The organism is Geothrix sp. (genome assembly GCF_030219325.1).
Lineage (GTDB): Bacteria > Acidobacteriota > Holophagae > Holophagales > Holophagaceae > Geothrix.
Window position 1 is genome coordinate 847,632 of record NZ_CP126625.1, and the last position, 14,507, is coordinate 862,138.

Below are 14,507 nucleotides of genomic sequence, written 5' to 3' on the forward strand. Positions count from 1 at the left end.
CCCGCGCCTATTCGTCCCGGCGGGGCAGCAGCAGGCTGCGCTGGACGCGCTCGAGGTTGCCGTGGATGCGGACGATCTTCCAGGCCAGCACCATGGCGTAGCCCAGCCAGACCCAGAGCAGGCGCGGATCCACGGGGGTGCGCTTGAGCAGGTCGGTGCCCATGTCCAGGCGCAGGCCCTGGAGGTACCACACCACGACGCCGAAGGCGATGATGAGGTAGCCCCAGCGGATCCAGTAGGGTCGCAGGCCCTCCTTCACCTTCCAGCGCAGGAGCAGCCAGCGGTCGAAGCGGTCGGTCTTCTCCTCGGCGAAGTGCAGGGCCAGCAGCTGATCCACCAGGGGGGCGTAGCGGTGGACCTTCAGCTCCTGGATCTCCTCCTCACCGTTCACCTTGCGCAGGAAGGCCGAGCGGATCTTCCCGATGCACTCCTCCCAGGGGGCCTCCTCCCGCTGCAGCGAGAGGTGCAGGCGCACGATCCCCACCCAGAGCAGGGCCTGGGCCAGGAGCACCACCCACAGGGACCAGCCCTGCCAGCCCTGGGTGCGGACGAGTTCGAGGAAGCGGGCGAGATCCATGGGGTGTCAGTCCTCAGACCTTGTTCCAGGGCACTTCGCCGATGGCGAGGAAGGCCTCGCCGTCCAGGCCCTGGTCCTCCGCGCGCTGGAGCAGGTGCTGCAGGGCCTCGGAGGTGGCCTCGGCATCCTGGAGGGCCCGGTGGGCGCGGGTGTTGGTGATGCCGAGGAACGCGCACAGCTCGGCGAGGCCGCGGCGGGGCAGCTCGGGGATGAGCTTCTTGGCCAGCAGGCGGGTGCAGATCAGGCGATGCCGGCGCCACACGCCCTCGGGCAGCCAGGCCTTGAGGAAGCTGCCGTCATAGGGGGCGTGGTGGGCCACCCAGACGCGGCCTTCCAGCTTCGGGGCCAGCTTCAGGGCCACCTGCTCCCAGGGCGGCGCGCCCGCCAGCATGGGCAGGCTGATGCCCGTGAGGCGCTGGATCTCCTCGGGCAGGAAACCCTGGATGGAGGCCAGGCTCGACCAGCGGTCCTCCACCACCCGGCCGGACAGCCGCACCAGGCCCACTTCCGTGATCTCCGAGGGCTGGAGGAAACGCCCGTCCTTGCCCCAGCGGGCCTTGGGGCTGCCGCCGGTGGTCTCCAGGTCCAGCACCGCGAATCGCAACTCCCGCAGGGCGGGCGAGCCGGATTCGAGGAGCGGCTGCTGGTTCATGCGCTGACCAGCGTCTTGAGCCCGTCCTTGAACAGCACGTCCACCTTCTTGCCCATCTTCCGCTGCACGCGGCCCAGGCCGAAGGTGGGGTGGTCCATCCAGGCGCCCTCCTCCCAGGGTTCGGAGACGCGGTAGGGACGGGCCTTGGCGCCGCCCTGTTCCTGGCTCAGGACCTGCTGGAACTGGGACACGAGCGAACCCGGGCGGGGACCGCCGGCCTTGGCGGCGGCGGGGATGCGCGGGGCGCGGGGCAGGGGTTCGGGCTTGGCCACCCGGAACTTGTGGACCGAGCGGCAGTTCCCGCAGATGAGCCGGTCGGGCACGCCATTGGTGACGGTCAGCACCTGGTGCCGGGTCTCGCCGCCACAGCGCCCGCAAGGCGCGTCCACATCCTGGCCAGCGTAGTAGGTCTTCTGCATGTTCCCAGCCTAGCATCCGCCGTTGCCCCGGGGAGGTGCCCCTTCTCCGGCCGCCTAGGGGTTGACCGCCGTCACGAGCTCGCCCTTCGCGTCCAGTCCCGCGAAGGTGTAGCCCTCGGCCCGCAGCTTCGGAATCAGGACGGGCAGCACCTTTCCTGCCCGGTCATGGATGTCGTGGAAGAGGATGATGCCGCGCCGCTCGTGGGCGATGACCTTCAGCACGCGGTCGGCGACGGAGCTGGGCACGGGATCCGCCCAGTCCAGGCTGTCGATGTTCCAGAGGACGGACCGCAGGTGGAAGGGCGTCAGGGCCTGGAGCTGCAGGGGCGTGCGCGCGCCGTAGGGGAAGCGGAAGAGCTGGCTGTGCGCCCCGGGGATGGCCTGCAGCAGCTGGTCGGTCTCGCGGATCTCCAGGTCCAGGGGAGCGCCGGTCTCCTTGCTCAGCTGGGCGTGGCTGTAGCTGTGGTTCCCCACCACGAACCCCTCATGCGCCAGTTCCGCGGTGAGGGGGGCGAGGTGCCCCAGGCGGACCTGCCCCGAGGCGTCCTGGGTGCCCAGGTTGCGTCCCACCTGGAAGAAAAGGGCCGGCACGCGCTGCTGCTTGAGGATGGCCATGATCTCGGCGGTGTAGAGGCGATGGGGGCCGTCGTCGAAGCTGAGGATCAGCACCTTGTCCGGGAGTTCCGTGCCGAAGAGCTCCTTCGGGCCGCCAGCCGCAGGGCCCGGCCCGGGCAGAGGGGTGGGTTCGACGCCGTGGGGCAGGAGGTCGGCCACGGAGACCCGGTGGCGGAGCTCCGTGACGTAGGCATCCCATCGTTCCCGCCGCCCCCCGGTGGCCGGCTGGCCCGGCGCTCCGAAGACCCCGCGGTATTCGGCGTCCACCTCGCGCTCCAGGTGATCGAGGGTGGCGAGATCCCGAGTGAGTCGCGCCTGCAGCGCCAGTCCCCCGGTGGAGCCGTCCTGGCCGAGGCCGTGCAGGAGGAGGCGCAGGGTATCGCGGAAGGCCAGCCGATCCAGATCGAGCAGCTCTGGATCCCCTTCCATCCAGTCGAGGAGGGTTCGGATCCTGGGGTCCCGGTCGGCCGCTGGCTGGGCCGAGAGCTTCGCCAGCGTCAGGTTGATCTGGTGGACGAGGTCCCGCCGGTCATGGTGGAGACGGTGGCCGGCATCCAGGGCCCGGGTGAGATCCCTCCCCTTGAGGCTGGCTTCATTGGCGAAGAGCAGCACGAGCTGGCGGTGCAGGCGGAGGTCCGATCGCAGGGCCTCCAGCAGGGGATCGCCTTTCCACGCAGGGCCAGGGGGGGCGGCGAGGGCCGCCGCAGCGGCCTCCGGGGCCTGCACCGGGCCGTGTCCGGGGAGGTGCCGCAGCGTGAGCATTCCCGCGCCGGCCAAGGCCAGGGCCAGACCCCACGCGAGAGGTCGGCGCATCAAGACCCTCCGAGCAGGGCGAGAACTTGGGCCAGTCTCTGCTCCCTCTCTTCGGCCTGGCCCCTCAGCTTGGCCACGGCCGCCTCGGGGGCCTTGGTGACGAAGCTCTCATCGGCGAGGCGGGCGCGGAGGGGTTCCAGTTCCTTCTCCAGCTTGACCAACTCCTTCTCCAGCTTCGCCCTCTCGGCGACCGGGTCCTTGAGGCCCGCCAGCTCCAGGGCCACGGTGCCGCCCGCCACCACGGCCACCGTGCGGGTGGGGGAGGCGAGGTCGTCCTTCGTGAAGGTGACGGATTCCAGCCGGGCGATGGATTTCAGGGCTTCGGTGAAGGGCTCGAGTTCCACCAACGAGCAGAAGGCGGGCACGCGCTTGGCGGGGTCCACGCCCTGCTCGGCTTTGAGACGCAGGAGGGCAGAGAGTATTTCCTGAAAGCGGGGAATGATCGTGGCGTCGCCGCCCCGGACCTGCAGCAGCGGCTCATCCATGGGCCAGGACCGCTGGGCCAGCAGCGTCGGTTCTCCGGCACGCAGGCGGCCATCCATCATGGCCTCGTGGATCTCCTCCGTGAGGAAGGGCACGAAGGGGTGCAGCGCGCGGAGCAGGATGTCGAGGAAATGCAGGATGGCGGCCTTCTGCCCCGCCGTGCCGCTCACCAGCTGAACCTTGGCCAGCTCGATGTAGGTGGCGCAGAAATCATCCCAGACCAGGTGATAGAGCAGGTCCGAGGCCTCGTGGAAGCGGAACTCCTCCAGGGCTTTTGTCACCGCCGTCAAGGTGTCCCGCATTTCCTTGATCAACCAGAATTCGGCCTCGCCGAATTCTGGCACCGTCGCCAGCGTGATGGACTCATCCAGGTTCATCTGCACGAACCGTGACGCATTCCACAGCTTGTTGCAGAAGTTGCGGCTGGCCTCCAGGCGGGCGGTGCTCATGGCGATGTCGGTGCCGGGCGCGGCCATGATGGCCAGGGAGAAGCGCAGGGCGTCCGTGCCGTACTCCTCCATCACTTCCAGCGGATCGATGACGTTGCCCTTGGTCTTGCTCATCTTCTGGCCGCTGGCGTCGCGCACCAGGCTGTTGAAGTAGACCTTCCGGAAGGGCACCTCGCCCATCCAGGTGAGGCCGGCCATGGCCATGCGCGCCACCCAGAAGAAGAGGATGTCGTAGCCGGTGATGAGCACGCTGGTGGGGTAGTAGCGCTTGAGTTCGTCGCTCTCATCCGGCCACCCAAACACGCTGAAAGGCCACAGCGCCGAGCTGAACCAGGTATCCAGCGTGTCCGGGTCCTGGATCAGTTCCTTTGCGCCACATGCGCAGCATGTGGCGGGCGCCTCCATCTCGACATGAAGCTCCCCGCACTTGGCGCAGGTCCAGGCGGGAATGCGGTGGCCCCAGACCAGCTGGCGGCTGATGCACCAATCCTGGATGTTGGTGAGCCAGTGGTTCCACACGGCGGCGTGGTGCTCGGGCGTGAACTGGATGGCGCCGGTGTTGACGGCCTCGAGGGCCTTGGCCGCGGCCTCCTTCACGTCCATGAACCACTGCTCGCTGACCAGCGGTTCCAGCACGGCGCCGCTGCGGTCGCTGAGACTGATCTTGTTGACGTAGTCCTCCACCTTCACGAGGAAGCCCTGCTCCTCGAGATCGGCCACCACGCGCTTGCGGGCCTCGAAGCGGTCCAGGCCCGCGTAGGCGCCCGCTTCGGGGGTCATCTTGGCATCGAAGCCGATGATGGTGATGGAGGCCAGGCCCAGGCGCTGGCCCGCGGCGAAGTCATTGGGGTCGTGAGCGGGCGTCACCTTCACGCAGCCAGTGCCGAAGGCGGGATCCACGAAGCTGTCGGCCACCACGGGGATCTGGCGGCCCGTGAGGGGGTGGTTCATGAGCTTGCCGATCATGCCCTGGTAGCGCTCGTCGTCGGGATGCACGGCCACGGCCGTATCGCCCAGCATCGTCTCGGGCCGGGTGGTGGCCACGACGACATCGCCGCTGCCGTCGGCCAGCGGATAGCGGAGGTGCCAGAGCTTGCCGCGGCGCTCCTCGTATTTCACTTCCAGATCGCTCAGCGCGGTCTGCAGGGCGGGATCCCACTGGATCATGCGGGGACCGCGGTAGATGCGGCCCGCCTTGTAGCTCTCCACGAAGACCTTGCGCACGGCCTTGTTGAGAGCCGGGTCCAGGGTGAAGCGGTTGCGGGTCCAGTCCACGGAGCAGCCCAGGCGCTTCAGCTGGTGCTCGATGGCGCCCTGGTTCTTCTCCTTCCAGTCCCAGATGCGCTGCTCGAAGGCATCGCGGCCCAGCTGGTGGCGATCGGTGCCCTCGGCCTTGAGCTGGCGCTCCACCATCATCTGGGTGGCGATGCCCGCGTGATCGGTGCCGGGCACCCACAGCGCGTCGAAACCCTGGGCCCGCTTGAAGCGGGTCAGCACGTCGTGCAGCGTGTTCACCAGGGCGTGGCCCATGTGCAGGTTGCCGGTGATGTTGGGCGGCGGGATCACGATGGACCAGGGTTCCTTGCCGCTGGCGGGGGCGGCCTCGAAGGCCTTCGAGTCCTCCCATACGGAATACCAGCGGGTCTGCGCCGTCCTGAAATCAAAAGCCTTGTCCATTTCGCGCATGTGCTTCCTTCGCCTTGGCATTTACCGGCTCGAAATCGGCTGCGCCGATTTCGAGTGATAGAACGGCACTTCCTTGGAACACCCAGTCCAATGGATCAGTTTACCCGTGGAAGCAGGACGCTTCCAGGCTGAGACTGCAGAGGTGACGCCGAGGTCCGGTGGAATGCGATACGATGATCGCCATTCGCCCCGGAGGCGGGACGGGAGGGCACATGCGTCTGGTTCGGATCCTGGCACTGGGGCTGCTGAGCTGCTTGGCGGTGGGGGTTCGGGCGGCCGAGGACAAGCCCCTGCCGGCGCCCCACGTCAAGGCCAAGCTCATCTGCCATGACTGCCATCAGAAGGAGAAGCCCACCACGGCGGCCGTGCCGGATGAGGCCTGCATGATCTGCCACGGCGACTACCCGGCCATGAAGGCCCTGACGAAGGATGCCAAGCCGAACCCCCACGACCCGCCCCGGACCGAGGTCCACGCTTCCATTACTTGCACCGACTGCCACCGCCAGCACAAGCCGCCGGTGGTGAAGTGCCTGGAATGCCACGAGGGGAAGTTCGCCTTCAAGATCAAGTAAGCAGCCGAGCATGACAGGATGAGAGGTCTCCTGTGGGTGGCCGCATGTCCAATCCAGTCTTGATCCTCGCCTCGGCCCTGGTCCTCGGTGCCGGGCCCATCCGCGCGGCGCTGCCCGTGGAGGGGCTCGTCCTGCCCTTCCGTCAGGTGGAGGTCGCGGCGCCGGTGTCGAGCCGCATCACGGACATGAAGGTGAAGGAGGGCGAGGCCGTGAAGGAGGGCCAGCCTCTGGCCCTCCTCTATGGGAGGCTGGAGGAGCTGGAGGCCCAGCGGGCCAAGGTCCTGCTGGAACGGCGGGAATTCGAGGCCAAGGGGGCCCGGAAGCTCTACGAGAGCCGCGTCATCCCCGAGGCCAGGGCCCTGGAAGCGCGCATCGACCTGGATCTGGCCCGGCTGCAGTACGAGACCGCGGCCGAGCAGGTGCGACTCCGGACGGTGTTCGCCCCCATGGACGGCATCGTGGTGACGCGCGCTCATGACGCCGGCGAGACCGTCACCACCGCCCAGCCCCTGTTCAGGATCCTGGATCTCAGCAAGGTGGTGGTCCAGATCGAGGTGGAGCCGAGGCAGCTGACCGCCCTGGCGCCGGGGCACCGGGTCCGGGTCTCTTTCCCCCTGGCGGTCCAGCCCATCCTCGCCGAGGGCGAGGTGGTCCTCGTGGACCCCTGTGCGGATGCCCAGGGGCGGGTGCGCGTGAAGGTGGTGGTGGAGAATCCGGAGCGCCGGATCCGATCAGGCATCAAGGCCCTGGTGGATCTGCCCGGCCCGGCTCAGCCCTGAAGGAACCGCTCGGGGTTGAAGCCGTTGACCATGGCCCCCCAGTGCCGCCCCCCGATGTGGATGGGCAGGGCCAGGTCGTTGAGGATCTCCCCGGTGTCGCGCATGTAGGTCTGGAAGAGGAAGGCCTCGGTGTTCCGCGCCCGCCGCTTCTCCGTTTCGACGGTGAAGTAGATCCGCTGGTGGCGGCTCTTCAGGACATCCGTCTTGGGATCGCCGGTCAGGGGCTCCGAGACGCCGGAGTGGTGGATGGCGAGGTACCCGTTGACGTCCAGGGCCACGGAGTAGATGGAACCCAGATCCCGGCGGGCCTCGTCGAAGAGGGGTTGGAGTTCCCGGCCGAAGACGGCGGCGTAGGAGGTCATGAACTTCTGGGGGTTCGTGTCGGGGACGGGCCGGTAGCTCTGGTCGAAGACCTCGACGCCCCGGGCCGCGAACTCCTGGATCCGGGCCTCCATGGCATCCCGCCAGCGGATGGTCCGCTGGATCACCGATTCGAGCTCGCCCGTGCCGGTGCGGAAGCGGGAGACCAGCTCCAGCAGCCGCTCCGTGGCGCGGTTCATGTCACCGGAGAATCGGGTGGATTCCTGGAGACGGCCCTCGGCGGTTGCGCTGAGGCTCTGGATGTCCCGGGCCTGCTGATGGATCTCGATGCTGGTGCCGGAGATGCTGCCCACGGCCGAGGTGGCTCCCGTGAGCTGGGCGCTGTTCTCCTCGAAATCACGCACCAGCTTGGCGAAGTGCTCCGAGGCTCGGCCGAGGATGCCGGAAGTCCCCTGGAAATCCACGGTGATCTCCTGGATCCCCTGGGAGGTCAGCTCCACCTCCTGGAGCATGTCGCCCAGGTTGCGGGAGATCTCCTCGGCGGCTTCGCCGACGTTGCCCGAAAGCTTCCGGACCTCCTCGGCCACCACCGCGAAGCCCTTCCCCGCCTCCCCCGCGTGGGCCGCCTCGATGGAGGCGTTGAGGGCCAGGAGCTTCGTCTGCTCCGAAACCCCCTCGATCAGCTGGACGACGTCGATGATGCGCTCCGACCGCTCATTCAGACGCACCACCAGCTCGGAGAACTCGGTCAGCCGCCGGTTCGTCGTGGCCATGGAGGCATCCGCCTCCAGCAGTTCGGTGCGGGTCATCCGGGCGGCTTCGAGGTTCTCCAGCGTGGAGGCGGTGATGTGGCCCGTGACCTGGGCCACGTTGCCCACGGCCTCGGCCACGTCCTGGCTGGTCCGGGTGATGCGCTCCGACAGGGCCCCCTGGCGCTGGGCATCCACGGCGGAATCGGAGGCGAGCTTGGTGGTGCGGGTGGAGCCGACGGCGATGGACAGCCCCAGGCGCTTGGACGTGTCCAGGATGTCCCGGATCTCGCCGGCGAAGCGGTTGAAACCGGCGGCCAGCCGGCCGATCTCGTCGTGGGTGTCGAGGCTGATGTCCTTCGAGAAGTCACCGCCCTGGATGATCCCGGTGATCTTCCGCAGGGGGACGGCCACGGACAGGTGGAAGGTGAGGAAGGCCCCCGCCGCGATGACCAGAGCCAGGACAGGGATGGCGATGGCCATGGACTCGGTCCGCGCCAGATGCTCGAGGGTGGCGGCATCCAGGCGGCCGGCAGCCGACAGGCTCGCCCGGAGGGTCCGCGTGACCTGCAGGGTGTACCCGCTCAGCACAAGGAGCATGAGGTAGATGGGCAGCATGCAGCCGAGGAGCTTCCGCAGAAGGGAGTTGAACAGGGCCTTCTCGCCCCACTGGTAGAGACCTTTGATCAGGTGCATGGGGAGCCCCCCGGTCCGCTCTGGCTGCCTCGGCTTTGCATGCCCATCCTCCGGGAACCCGGCCCCCTGGACGGACACAACCGTCCCAGGGCCCAGCCCCACTCCCCTGGATCGGGAAGCGGCTGGCCTTGATTGAATCTGGATGGGTTCTGGTCCGCCGGACGCTGGTCAGGGCCCTAGTCGCTCGACATGCGGTCCCACATGTCCTCCCACTCCAGCTCGGTCCACCACTCCCGCTCGAGGCCCTGGCACGTGGTGCCGTAGGACGGGCACACCACGCAGCCATCGCCGCGGTGGACATCGGGATCCAGGGTGGGCGGGTAGCGTGAGATCAGGGCCAGACCCGCATCCCGGGCCGCGGCCTCCGCTTCGGTCATGGGCCGGGAGGGCAGCTCCTGGATGTGGAAGCGCCGCAGGCGCTCCTGGCCCTCGGGGAACAACACCGAGTTCTCGGCGTCGATGTGCCGCCAGAGGGAATGGCTGTAGTCCACGGCGAGGGCCTGCAGGCGGGTTCGATCCGGCCCGGACAGGGGGGAGCCGAAGAGGCCTTCCATGGCATCGAGCAGCCCGCCCATGCGCCGGTGCTCGCCAGTCAGGGCGGCGATGGGGCCGCGCTCCAGGGGAAGTTCCGCCTTCTCCGACAGGGCCCGGAAGAGGACGACCTCCTCCTTGTCGTGGTGGAAGTCCCCGGCGTAGCGCCGGAAGAAGGCCAGGAACCGGACGCCATCCTCGGGATCGCCCTGGTCCGCCAGACGGGCCGCGACGAAGGTGCGGAGGGAGCCCACCACCTGCTCGATGAGTTCGTGTTCCTGTCGGAGGTCCTCGATGAGCTGCATGGGATCAGACCCTCGCCGGGGCGCCTTCCACCCGCATGCCCAGCGCGTTCAGCAGCCAGTGGTCGTGGTTGCCGCCGGGGTTGGGCGTGGTGAGGAGCTTCTCGCCGGTGAAGATGCTGTTGGCGCCCGCGAAGAAGCACAGCGCCTGCAGCTCGTCGCTCATCTGGGTGCGGCCGGCGCTGAGGCGGATGCGGCTCTTGGGGAAGAGGATGCGGGCCGTGGCGATCATGCGCACCAGCTCCAGCGGGGGCAGGGGATCCACGTTCGCCAGCGGCGTGCCGTCCACGGCCACGAACTGGTTGATGGGGATGCTCTCCGGCGCGGGATCCAGCTCCGTCAGCTCCTGCAGGAAGTGGATGCGCTGGTCGATGGTCTCGCCCATGCCCACGATGCCGCCGGAGCAGACTTCCAGGCCCGCGGCGCGCACGGCGGCGATGGTCTCCAGGCGTTCGTCGAACTTGCGGGTGTGGATGATCGTTTCGTAGAAGTCGCGGCTGGAGTCGATGTTGTGGTTGTAGACCTGGCAGCCGGCGGCCTTCAGGCGCTTGGCTTGCGGCTCATTCAGCATGCCGAGGGTGACGCAGACCTCCATGCCCAGGCTGGAAACGCCCTGCACCATCTCCAGCACGGCGTCGAAGTTGGCGTCGTCCTTCACCTCGCGCCAGGCGGCGCCCATGCAGTAGCGGGTGGAGCCGTTGGCCTTCGCCTCGGCGGCCCCTGCCAGCACCTTTTCCACGTCCTTGAGGGGCTCGACCTTCAAGGACGTGTTGTAGCGGGCGCTCTGGGGGCAGTAGGCGCAGTCCTCGGGGCAGGCGCCGGTCTTGATGGAATCCAGGGTGCAGAACTGGATCTCCTCCGCGTTCCAGTGCTGCCGGTGGGCCGTGGCCGCCCGATAGAGCAGCTCGGGCACGGGCAGATCGTGGATGGCGCGGATGTCGGAGGCAGAGGACATGAGGACCTTGTCGGAACGTGAACCTACAGACTAGTGCACCCGGATGGTGGGGTGGAACCGCGGATCGTGGCGGACGGGCATGCTGCCCAGCGTCCTTGTTTCGTTCTCCGGGGATTATGGAACGGATCCTCGCGCATCTGTTTTCCGGCATGAGGGTTAGGTTTTGCTTGAAATGCGTAAGTAGTTACATAAATATTTATAGGCAAGGAGGAACCATGACGGACCTCAAGGACTATGGCGGACTGCTGATGGGTTCCCGGCTCCGGCGATTGAGCGAGGCCTTGTATGCCGGGGTGGACGAGATCTACCGCGAACACGGGGTGCAGCTGTCGTCCCGCTGCTTCCCGATCCTCTTCCTCCTCCGGGACAACGGGGCCCTTGCCATCACGGACCTGGCCGCGCGCCTGGGCCAGAGCCATCCGGCGCTCAGCCAGATGAGCCGCAAGCTGCTCTCCGAAGGCGTCGTGACGGAGCGGGCGGATCCCGCCGATGATCGCCGCCGGCTGCTGGACCTTTCCCGGAAGGGCCAGGCCCTGATGGCCCGTCTGGGCCCGGTCTGGAAGGCGGTGGAGGGCGCCATGGAGGATCTCGCCGGTGCCGAGTTGAGCCCTGTCCTCCTGCGCATGGACGAGGCCCTGGGGGAGCGGTCCTTCGCCAAGCGGATCCGGGACCGGTTCCAGCTGAACACCGCCGCGGCCGTGGAGGTGATCCCCTTCGAGCCCCGCTACCGCGACGACTTCAAGCGCCTCAATGTCGAGTGGCTGGAGAAGCATTTCTACGTGGAGGCCATCGACCACGAGGTGCTCTCCCAGCCCGAGCGGACGATCCTGAAGCCGGGCGGTTTCATCTTCCTGGCGCGGCTGGGCGACGAGATCGTGGGCACCAGCGCCCTGATCAAGGCCAAGGGCGGGTTCGAGCTGTCGAAGATGGCGGTCACCGAGCGCTACCAGGGCCTGAGGATCGGCCACCGCCTGCTGGAGGCGGCCATCGCCACATTCCAGAAGACCGGTGCGAAGACCCTCTTCCTCGAATCCAACAGCAAACTGAAGACAGCGATCCGGCTCTACGAGCGCAACGGGTTCGAGCACGTGCCGCGACCCGAGGCCTCCCACTACCAGCGGGCGGATGTCTACATGGTGTACCGGCCCTCCGGAAAGGTCCGCCGGGCCTAGATCTGGTCGTCAAGGCTCCGTCGAGACATCCAGATTCAGGCGGTAGCCCACGTTCGGCTCCGTGATGAAGTGCCTGGGCCGGGTGGGATCCGCCTCCAGCTTCTTGCGGAGCATGGCCATGTAGATGCGGAGGTAGTGGGTGTTGCCTTCGCCGCCGGGGCCCCAGACCTCGGCCAGCAGCTGGCCGTGGGTGGCCACCTTCCCCTGGCGCCGCACCAGCGCTTCGAGCAGTCGGTACTCGAGAGCCGTCATTTTGACCGGGTGACCCTCGAGACTGACTTCCCGATGCTCGAGGTCGACCTTGAGGGCCCCGCTGGAGACCACCGGTTCGGTCACGTCGGGCTGCAGGGTGTGGCGGAGGGCCACGCGGATCCTCGCCAGCAGCTCCCCGGCGCCGAAGGGCTTGGCGAGGTAATCATCGGCGCCGTGGTCGAGGGCCAGCACCTTGTCGCGCTCCTGGTTCCGCGCGCTGAGGATCACCACCGGCTTGCGGCTCCAGCTCCGGATCTCCTTCAGCACCGCCATGCCGTCCAGGTCGGGCAGGCCGAGGTCCAGCAGCACCAGGTCCGGGTTGTGGCTGCGCGCCATGGCCAGGCCCTCGGTGGCGGTGGACGCGCTCAGCACCTGGTAATGCTGGCCAGTGAGCGTGGGGATGAGGAAACGGCGGAGGGCCTCCTCGTCCTCGATGATGAGGATCAGCGGCTGGTTCACGGGGCGTCCTCGGGCGGTTCCGGGGGGACGCCATCCAGGGGCAGGGCCAGCCGGAAGCTGGAGCCGCCGCCGGGTCGGTCCTCCACGTGGATCCGTCCGCCATGGGCCTGGACGATGGCCCGGCAGATGGCGAGGCCCAGGCCCACCCCGCCTTCACCCGCCTCGGGGAGGCGGAAGAACTTCTCGAAGATCCGGTCCTGGTAACCCGCCGGGATGCCCGGCCCCCGGTCGGCCACTTCCAGGTGGACCCAGCCCGGCTCGTCCCAGGCGCGCAGGTCCATGTCCCGCCCGGGGGCATGTCGCTGGGCGTTGGTCAGGAGGTTGACCAGCACCTGCTCGATGAGCACCGCGTCCAGTGGCGCCAGGGGCAGCGCCTCCGGCAGGTCCACCCGTACCGGCAGGATGCCCTGGCGCTTCTCCAGCTGTCCCAGGGCCGAGCCGACGACCTCCTCCAGGGGCTGCCACTCCTTCTGCACCTTGAGCGCGCCGCTCTCCAGGCGCGTGAGGTCGAGGATGTTCCCCAGCAGGTGGGCCAATCGTTCGCTCTCCTCCTGGATCATGGTGAGCAGGTCGCGACGGGTGGAGTCCGTGAGGTGGCCGGGCAGCAGCAGGCTGCCGGCCGCGCCGTGGATGGCCGCCAGCGGGGTTCGCAGGTCATGGCCGATGGCGCCCAGCAGGGTGCTGCGCATGCGCTCGGTCTCGCTTTCGACCTGGGCCCTGCGGGCCTCCTCGAGCCAGCGGAGGCGCTCCAGGGCCAGGGCGATCTGGACGGCGAAGGCCTTCAGCAGCTCCCAGGTGTCCGGCGGCAGGCCGATGGCTTCCCGGGGCAGCACCTGGAGGACGCCTTCGCTGCGATCGGTTCCCGTCAGGGCGAGGCAGCAGGCCTGCCCGGAGATCAGCGGTTCCAGTGGATCCTCGGGCCGTTCCAGGACTTCGAGCCGGGCCAGCAGGTCCGCGGGTGGGGGCAGCTCGACCCCCTGGGTGGTCGGGGGGAGGATCAGCCAGCCTTCGGGCTGGGGCAGCAGCAGGCAGGCCTCGGCCTTGAAGACCCGGCGGATGTGCTCAGCGGCGGTGTCGGCCACTTCCGCGGAGCTGCGGCTGCGGGCCAGGGCACGGCCCAGCAGGTAGAGTGAGGCCGTGTGCACCTCGCGGCGATGCACCTCGCGGGACTGCCGGCGCAACCGGTGGAGGAGGCCCACCACGGCCTGGGCGGCGAGCAGCATGGCCAGGAAGAAGAGCAGGTTGGGCCAGTGGCCGGCCGCGCCGCTGAACCGGGGCGTCTCCTGCAGGAAGCTGTAGAGAAGGGAGCTCAGGACCGAGGCCAGCACGGCGAGCCCCTGGCCCCAGCGGTGCGCGATGAACGCCACGGCGGCCAGGTAGAGGGGAAGCACGAGGGCGATGTTGCCTTCCCGGGGCACCACCCAGGCCAGTCCCGAACAGGCGGCGAGCACGCTGAGGGCGCCGACCATGGCGGCGAACCCCGTCCTGTGCAGGTCGGGTTCCGTGATGGGCTTCCGGTCGTCCAGCACCTCGATGCGGGTGTCGAGGCCCCGGCGCTGCAACTCATCCGCGGTGGAGTGGCCGACCCGGGCCCAGGGCCAGCGGTCCCGGGAGCGGCCGAGCAGGAGGGCCTGGGCGCGGGATGCGCGGACGACCTCCGACAAGCCCTGGGCCAGGGTCGGCGCCGCCAGGATCCGGATCTCGGCGCCCAGGCGCTGGGCCTCCTGCAGCCAGACATGCACCTGGTCGTCATCCTCGGTGTGCGGGCTTCCCGTGGTTTCCACGTGGACGGCGATCCAGGGGACCGCCTTCTCCCTGGCCATGCGGAATCCCGCCTGGATCAGGCGGAGCGCGCGCGCCTCGGAACCGAGGGCCACGAGGATGGGCCGGAGCGGAGCTTCCATGGGGGTTCAGGGTAAACGGCCGGGGCATATAAAAAGCGCGTAAAAAGTGGGATCCGCGAACCCGCGTCACAGGGCGGCCTCTGCATACTTCCGGCATCCGCAGTCGCCGGAACAGGAGGTC

The 14,507-nt window shown here is 68.4% G+C and carries 13 protein-coding genes; 3 read left to right on the forward strand and 10 right to left on the reverse strand.

Annotation, left to right across the window (positions count from 1 at the left end):
• Window positions 1-7: 7 nt before the first annotated feature.
• The 5 genes from QOZ81_RS03780 to QOZ81_RS03800 are packed head-to-tail and all read right to left on the reverse strand — an operon-like array spanning window position 8 to window position 5,694.
• Window positions 8-577 (reverse strand): hypothetical protein, encoded by a 570-nt coding sequence (locus tag QOZ81_RS03780; RefSeq protein WP_291201412.1) that lies wholly within the window; start codon window positions 575-577, stop codon window positions 8-10.
• A 13-nt stretch (window positions 578-590) separates the two neighbouring features.
• The gene (locus QOZ81_RS03785; protein WP_291201409.1) at window positions 591-1,229 is read right to left on the reverse strand and encodes a 3'-5' exonuclease; all 639 of its coding nucleotides are present in this window, start codon (window positions 1,227-1,229) and stop codon (window positions 591-593) included.
• Window positions 1,226-1,648 carry a hypothetical protein gene (locus QOZ81_RS03790; RefSeq protein WP_291201406.1) on the reverse strand — a complete coding sequence of 141 codons (423 nt, stop codon included), beginning with the start codon at window positions 1,646-1,648 and terminating at the stop codon, window positions 1,226-1,228. Before QOZ81_RS03790 ends, QOZ81_RS03785 begins: the two co-directional genes overlap by 4 nt.
• A gap of 54 nt (window positions 1,649-1,702) precedes the next feature.
• Complete coding sequence (locus QOZ81_RS03795) at window positions 1,703-3,076, reverse strand: polysaccharide deacetylase family protein (RefSeq protein WP_291201403.1); 1,374 nt, start codon at window positions 3,074-3,076, stop codon at window positions 1,703-1,705.
• A complete protein-coding gene (locus QOZ81_RS03800) occupies window positions 3,076-5,694 on the reverse strand; it encodes a valine--tRNA ligase (protein ID WP_291201400.1) in 2,619 nt (872 codons plus the stop codon). The genes QOZ81_RS03795 and QOZ81_RS03800 overlap by 1 nt, the downstream gene beginning before the upstream one ends.
• 212 nt (window positions 5,695-5,906) lie before the next feature.
• On the opposite strand from QOZ81_RS03800, the gene QOZ81_RS03805 reads away from it, so the two are divergent.
• Both QOZ81_RS03805 and QOZ81_RS03810 read left to right on the forward strand, forming a co-directional pair.
• Window positions 5,907-6,266: a cytochrome c3 family protein gene (locus tag QOZ81_RS03805; protein ID WP_291201397.1), complete on the forward strand. Its 360-nt coding sequence runs from the start codon at window positions 5,907-5,909 to the stop codon at window positions 6,264-6,266.
• A gap of 44 nt (window positions 6,267-6,310) precedes the next feature.
• Window positions 6,311-7,045: an efflux RND transporter periplasmic adaptor subunit gene (locus QOZ81_RS03810; RefSeq protein ID WP_291201394.1), complete on the forward strand. Its 735-nt coding sequence runs from the start codon at window positions 6,311-6,313 to the stop codon at window positions 7,043-7,045.
• Here the strand turns inward: QOZ81_RS03810 and QOZ81_RS03815 are convergent.
• The 3 genes from QOZ81_RS03815 to bioB all read right to left on the reverse strand — a co-directional run bounded on the left by QOZ81_RS03815 (window position 7,036) and on the right by bioB (window position 10,599).
• Window positions 7,036-8,811 carry a methyl-accepting chemotaxis protein gene (locus tag QOZ81_RS03815; protein ID WP_291201392.1) on the reverse strand — a complete coding sequence of 592 codons (1,776 nt, stop codon included), beginning with the start codon at window positions 8,809-8,811 and terminating at the stop codon, window positions 7,036-7,038. The genes QOZ81_RS03810 and QOZ81_RS03815 overlap by 10 nt on opposite strands.
• A 176-nt stretch (window positions 8,812-8,987) precedes the next feature.
• The gene (locus QOZ81_RS03820; protein ID WP_291201389.1) at window positions 8,988-9,647 is read right to left on the reverse strand and encodes a hemerythrin domain-containing protein; all 660 of its coding nucleotides are present in this window, start codon (window positions 9,645-9,647) and stop codon (window positions 8,988-8,990) included.
• A gap of 4 nt (window positions 9,648-9,651) precedes the next feature.
• Entirely contained in the window at window positions 9,652-10,599 is a 948-nt protein-coding gene (gene bioB / locus QOZ81_RS03825) for a biotin synthase BioB (RefSeq protein ID WP_291201386.1), read from the reverse strand.
• A 215-nt stretch (window positions 10,600-10,814) separates the two neighbouring features.
• On the opposite strand from bioB, the gene QOZ81_RS03830 reads away from it, so the two are divergent.
• Entirely contained in the window at window positions 10,815-11,771 is a 957-nt protein-coding gene (locus QOZ81_RS03830; protein ID WP_291201383.1) for a bifunctional helix-turn-helix transcriptional regulator/GNAT family N-acetyltransferase, read from the forward strand.
• A 9-nt stretch (window positions 11,772-11,780) separates the two neighbouring features.
• Here the strand turns inward: QOZ81_RS03830 and QOZ81_RS03835 are convergent, their stop codons facing one another.
• Both QOZ81_RS03835 and QOZ81_RS03840 read right to left on the reverse strand, forming a co-directional pair.
• Window positions 11,781-12,482: a response regulator gene (locus QOZ81_RS03835; protein WP_291201380.1), complete on the reverse strand. Its 702-nt coding sequence runs from the start codon at window positions 12,480-12,482 to the stop codon at window positions 11,781-11,783.
• Window positions 12,479-14,386, reverse strand: coding sequence for an ATP-binding protein (locus tag QOZ81_RS03840; RefSeq protein WP_291201377.1), 1,908 nt, complete (start codon window positions 14,384-14,386; stop codon window positions 12,479-12,481). Before QOZ81_RS03840 ends, QOZ81_RS03835 begins: the two co-directional genes overlap by 4 nt.
• Window positions 14,387-14,507 lie beyond the last annotated feature (121 nt).

What these genes read in the sequence shown, in the direction of transcription:
- QOZ81_RS03780 (WP_291201412.1), bottom strand. Translation starts at nt 577, where the DNA reads ATGGATCTCGCCCGCTTCCTCGAACTCGTCCGCACCCAGGGCTGGCAG.
- QOZ81_RS03785 (WP_291201409.1), bottom strand. Translation starts at nt 1,229, where the DNA reads ATGAACCAGCAGCCGCTCCTCGAATCCGGCTCGCCCGCCCTGCGGGAG.
- QOZ81_RS03790 (WP_291201406.1), bottom strand. Translation starts at nt 1,648, where the DNA reads ATGCAGAAGACCTACTACGCTGGCCAGGATGTGGACGCGCCTTGCGGG.
- QOZ81_RS03795 (WP_291201403.1), bottom strand. Translation starts at nt 3,076, where the DNA reads ATGCGCCGACCTCTCGCGTGGGGTCTGGCCCTGGCCTTGGCCGGCGCG.
- QOZ81_RS03800 (WP_291201400.1), bottom strand. Translation starts at nt 5,694, where the DNA reads ATGCGCGAAATGGACAAGGCTTTTGATTTCAGGACGGCGCAGACCCGC.
- QOZ81_RS03805 (WP_291201397.1), top strand. Translation starts at nt 5,907, where the DNA reads ATGCGTCTGGTTCGGATCCTGGCACTGGGGCTGCTGAGCTGCTTGGCG.
- QOZ81_RS03810 (WP_291201394.1), top strand. Translation starts at nt 6,311, where the DNA reads ATGTCCAATCCAGTCTTGATCCTCGCCTCGGCCCTGGTCCTCGGTGCC.
- QOZ81_RS03815 (WP_291201392.1), bottom strand. Translation starts at nt 8,811, where the DNA reads ATGCACCTGATCAAAGGTCTCTACCAGTGGGGCGAGAAGGCCCTGTTC.
- QOZ81_RS03820 (WP_291201389.1), bottom strand. Translation starts at nt 9,647, where the DNA reads ATGCAGCTCATCGAGGACCTCCGACAGGAACACGAACTCATCGAGCAG.
- bioB (WP_291201386.1), bottom strand. Translation starts at nt 10,599, where the DNA reads ATGTCCTCTGCCTCCGACATCCGCGCCATCCACGATCTGCCCGTGCCC.
- QOZ81_RS03830 (WP_291201383.1), top strand. Translation starts at nt 10,815, where the DNA reads ATGACGGACCTCAAGGACTATGGCGGACTGCTGATGGGTTCCCGGCTC.
- QOZ81_RS03840 (WP_291201377.1), bottom strand. Translation starts at nt 14,386, where the DNA reads ATGGAAGCTCCGCTCCGGCCCATCCTCGTGGCCCTCGGTTCCGAGGCG.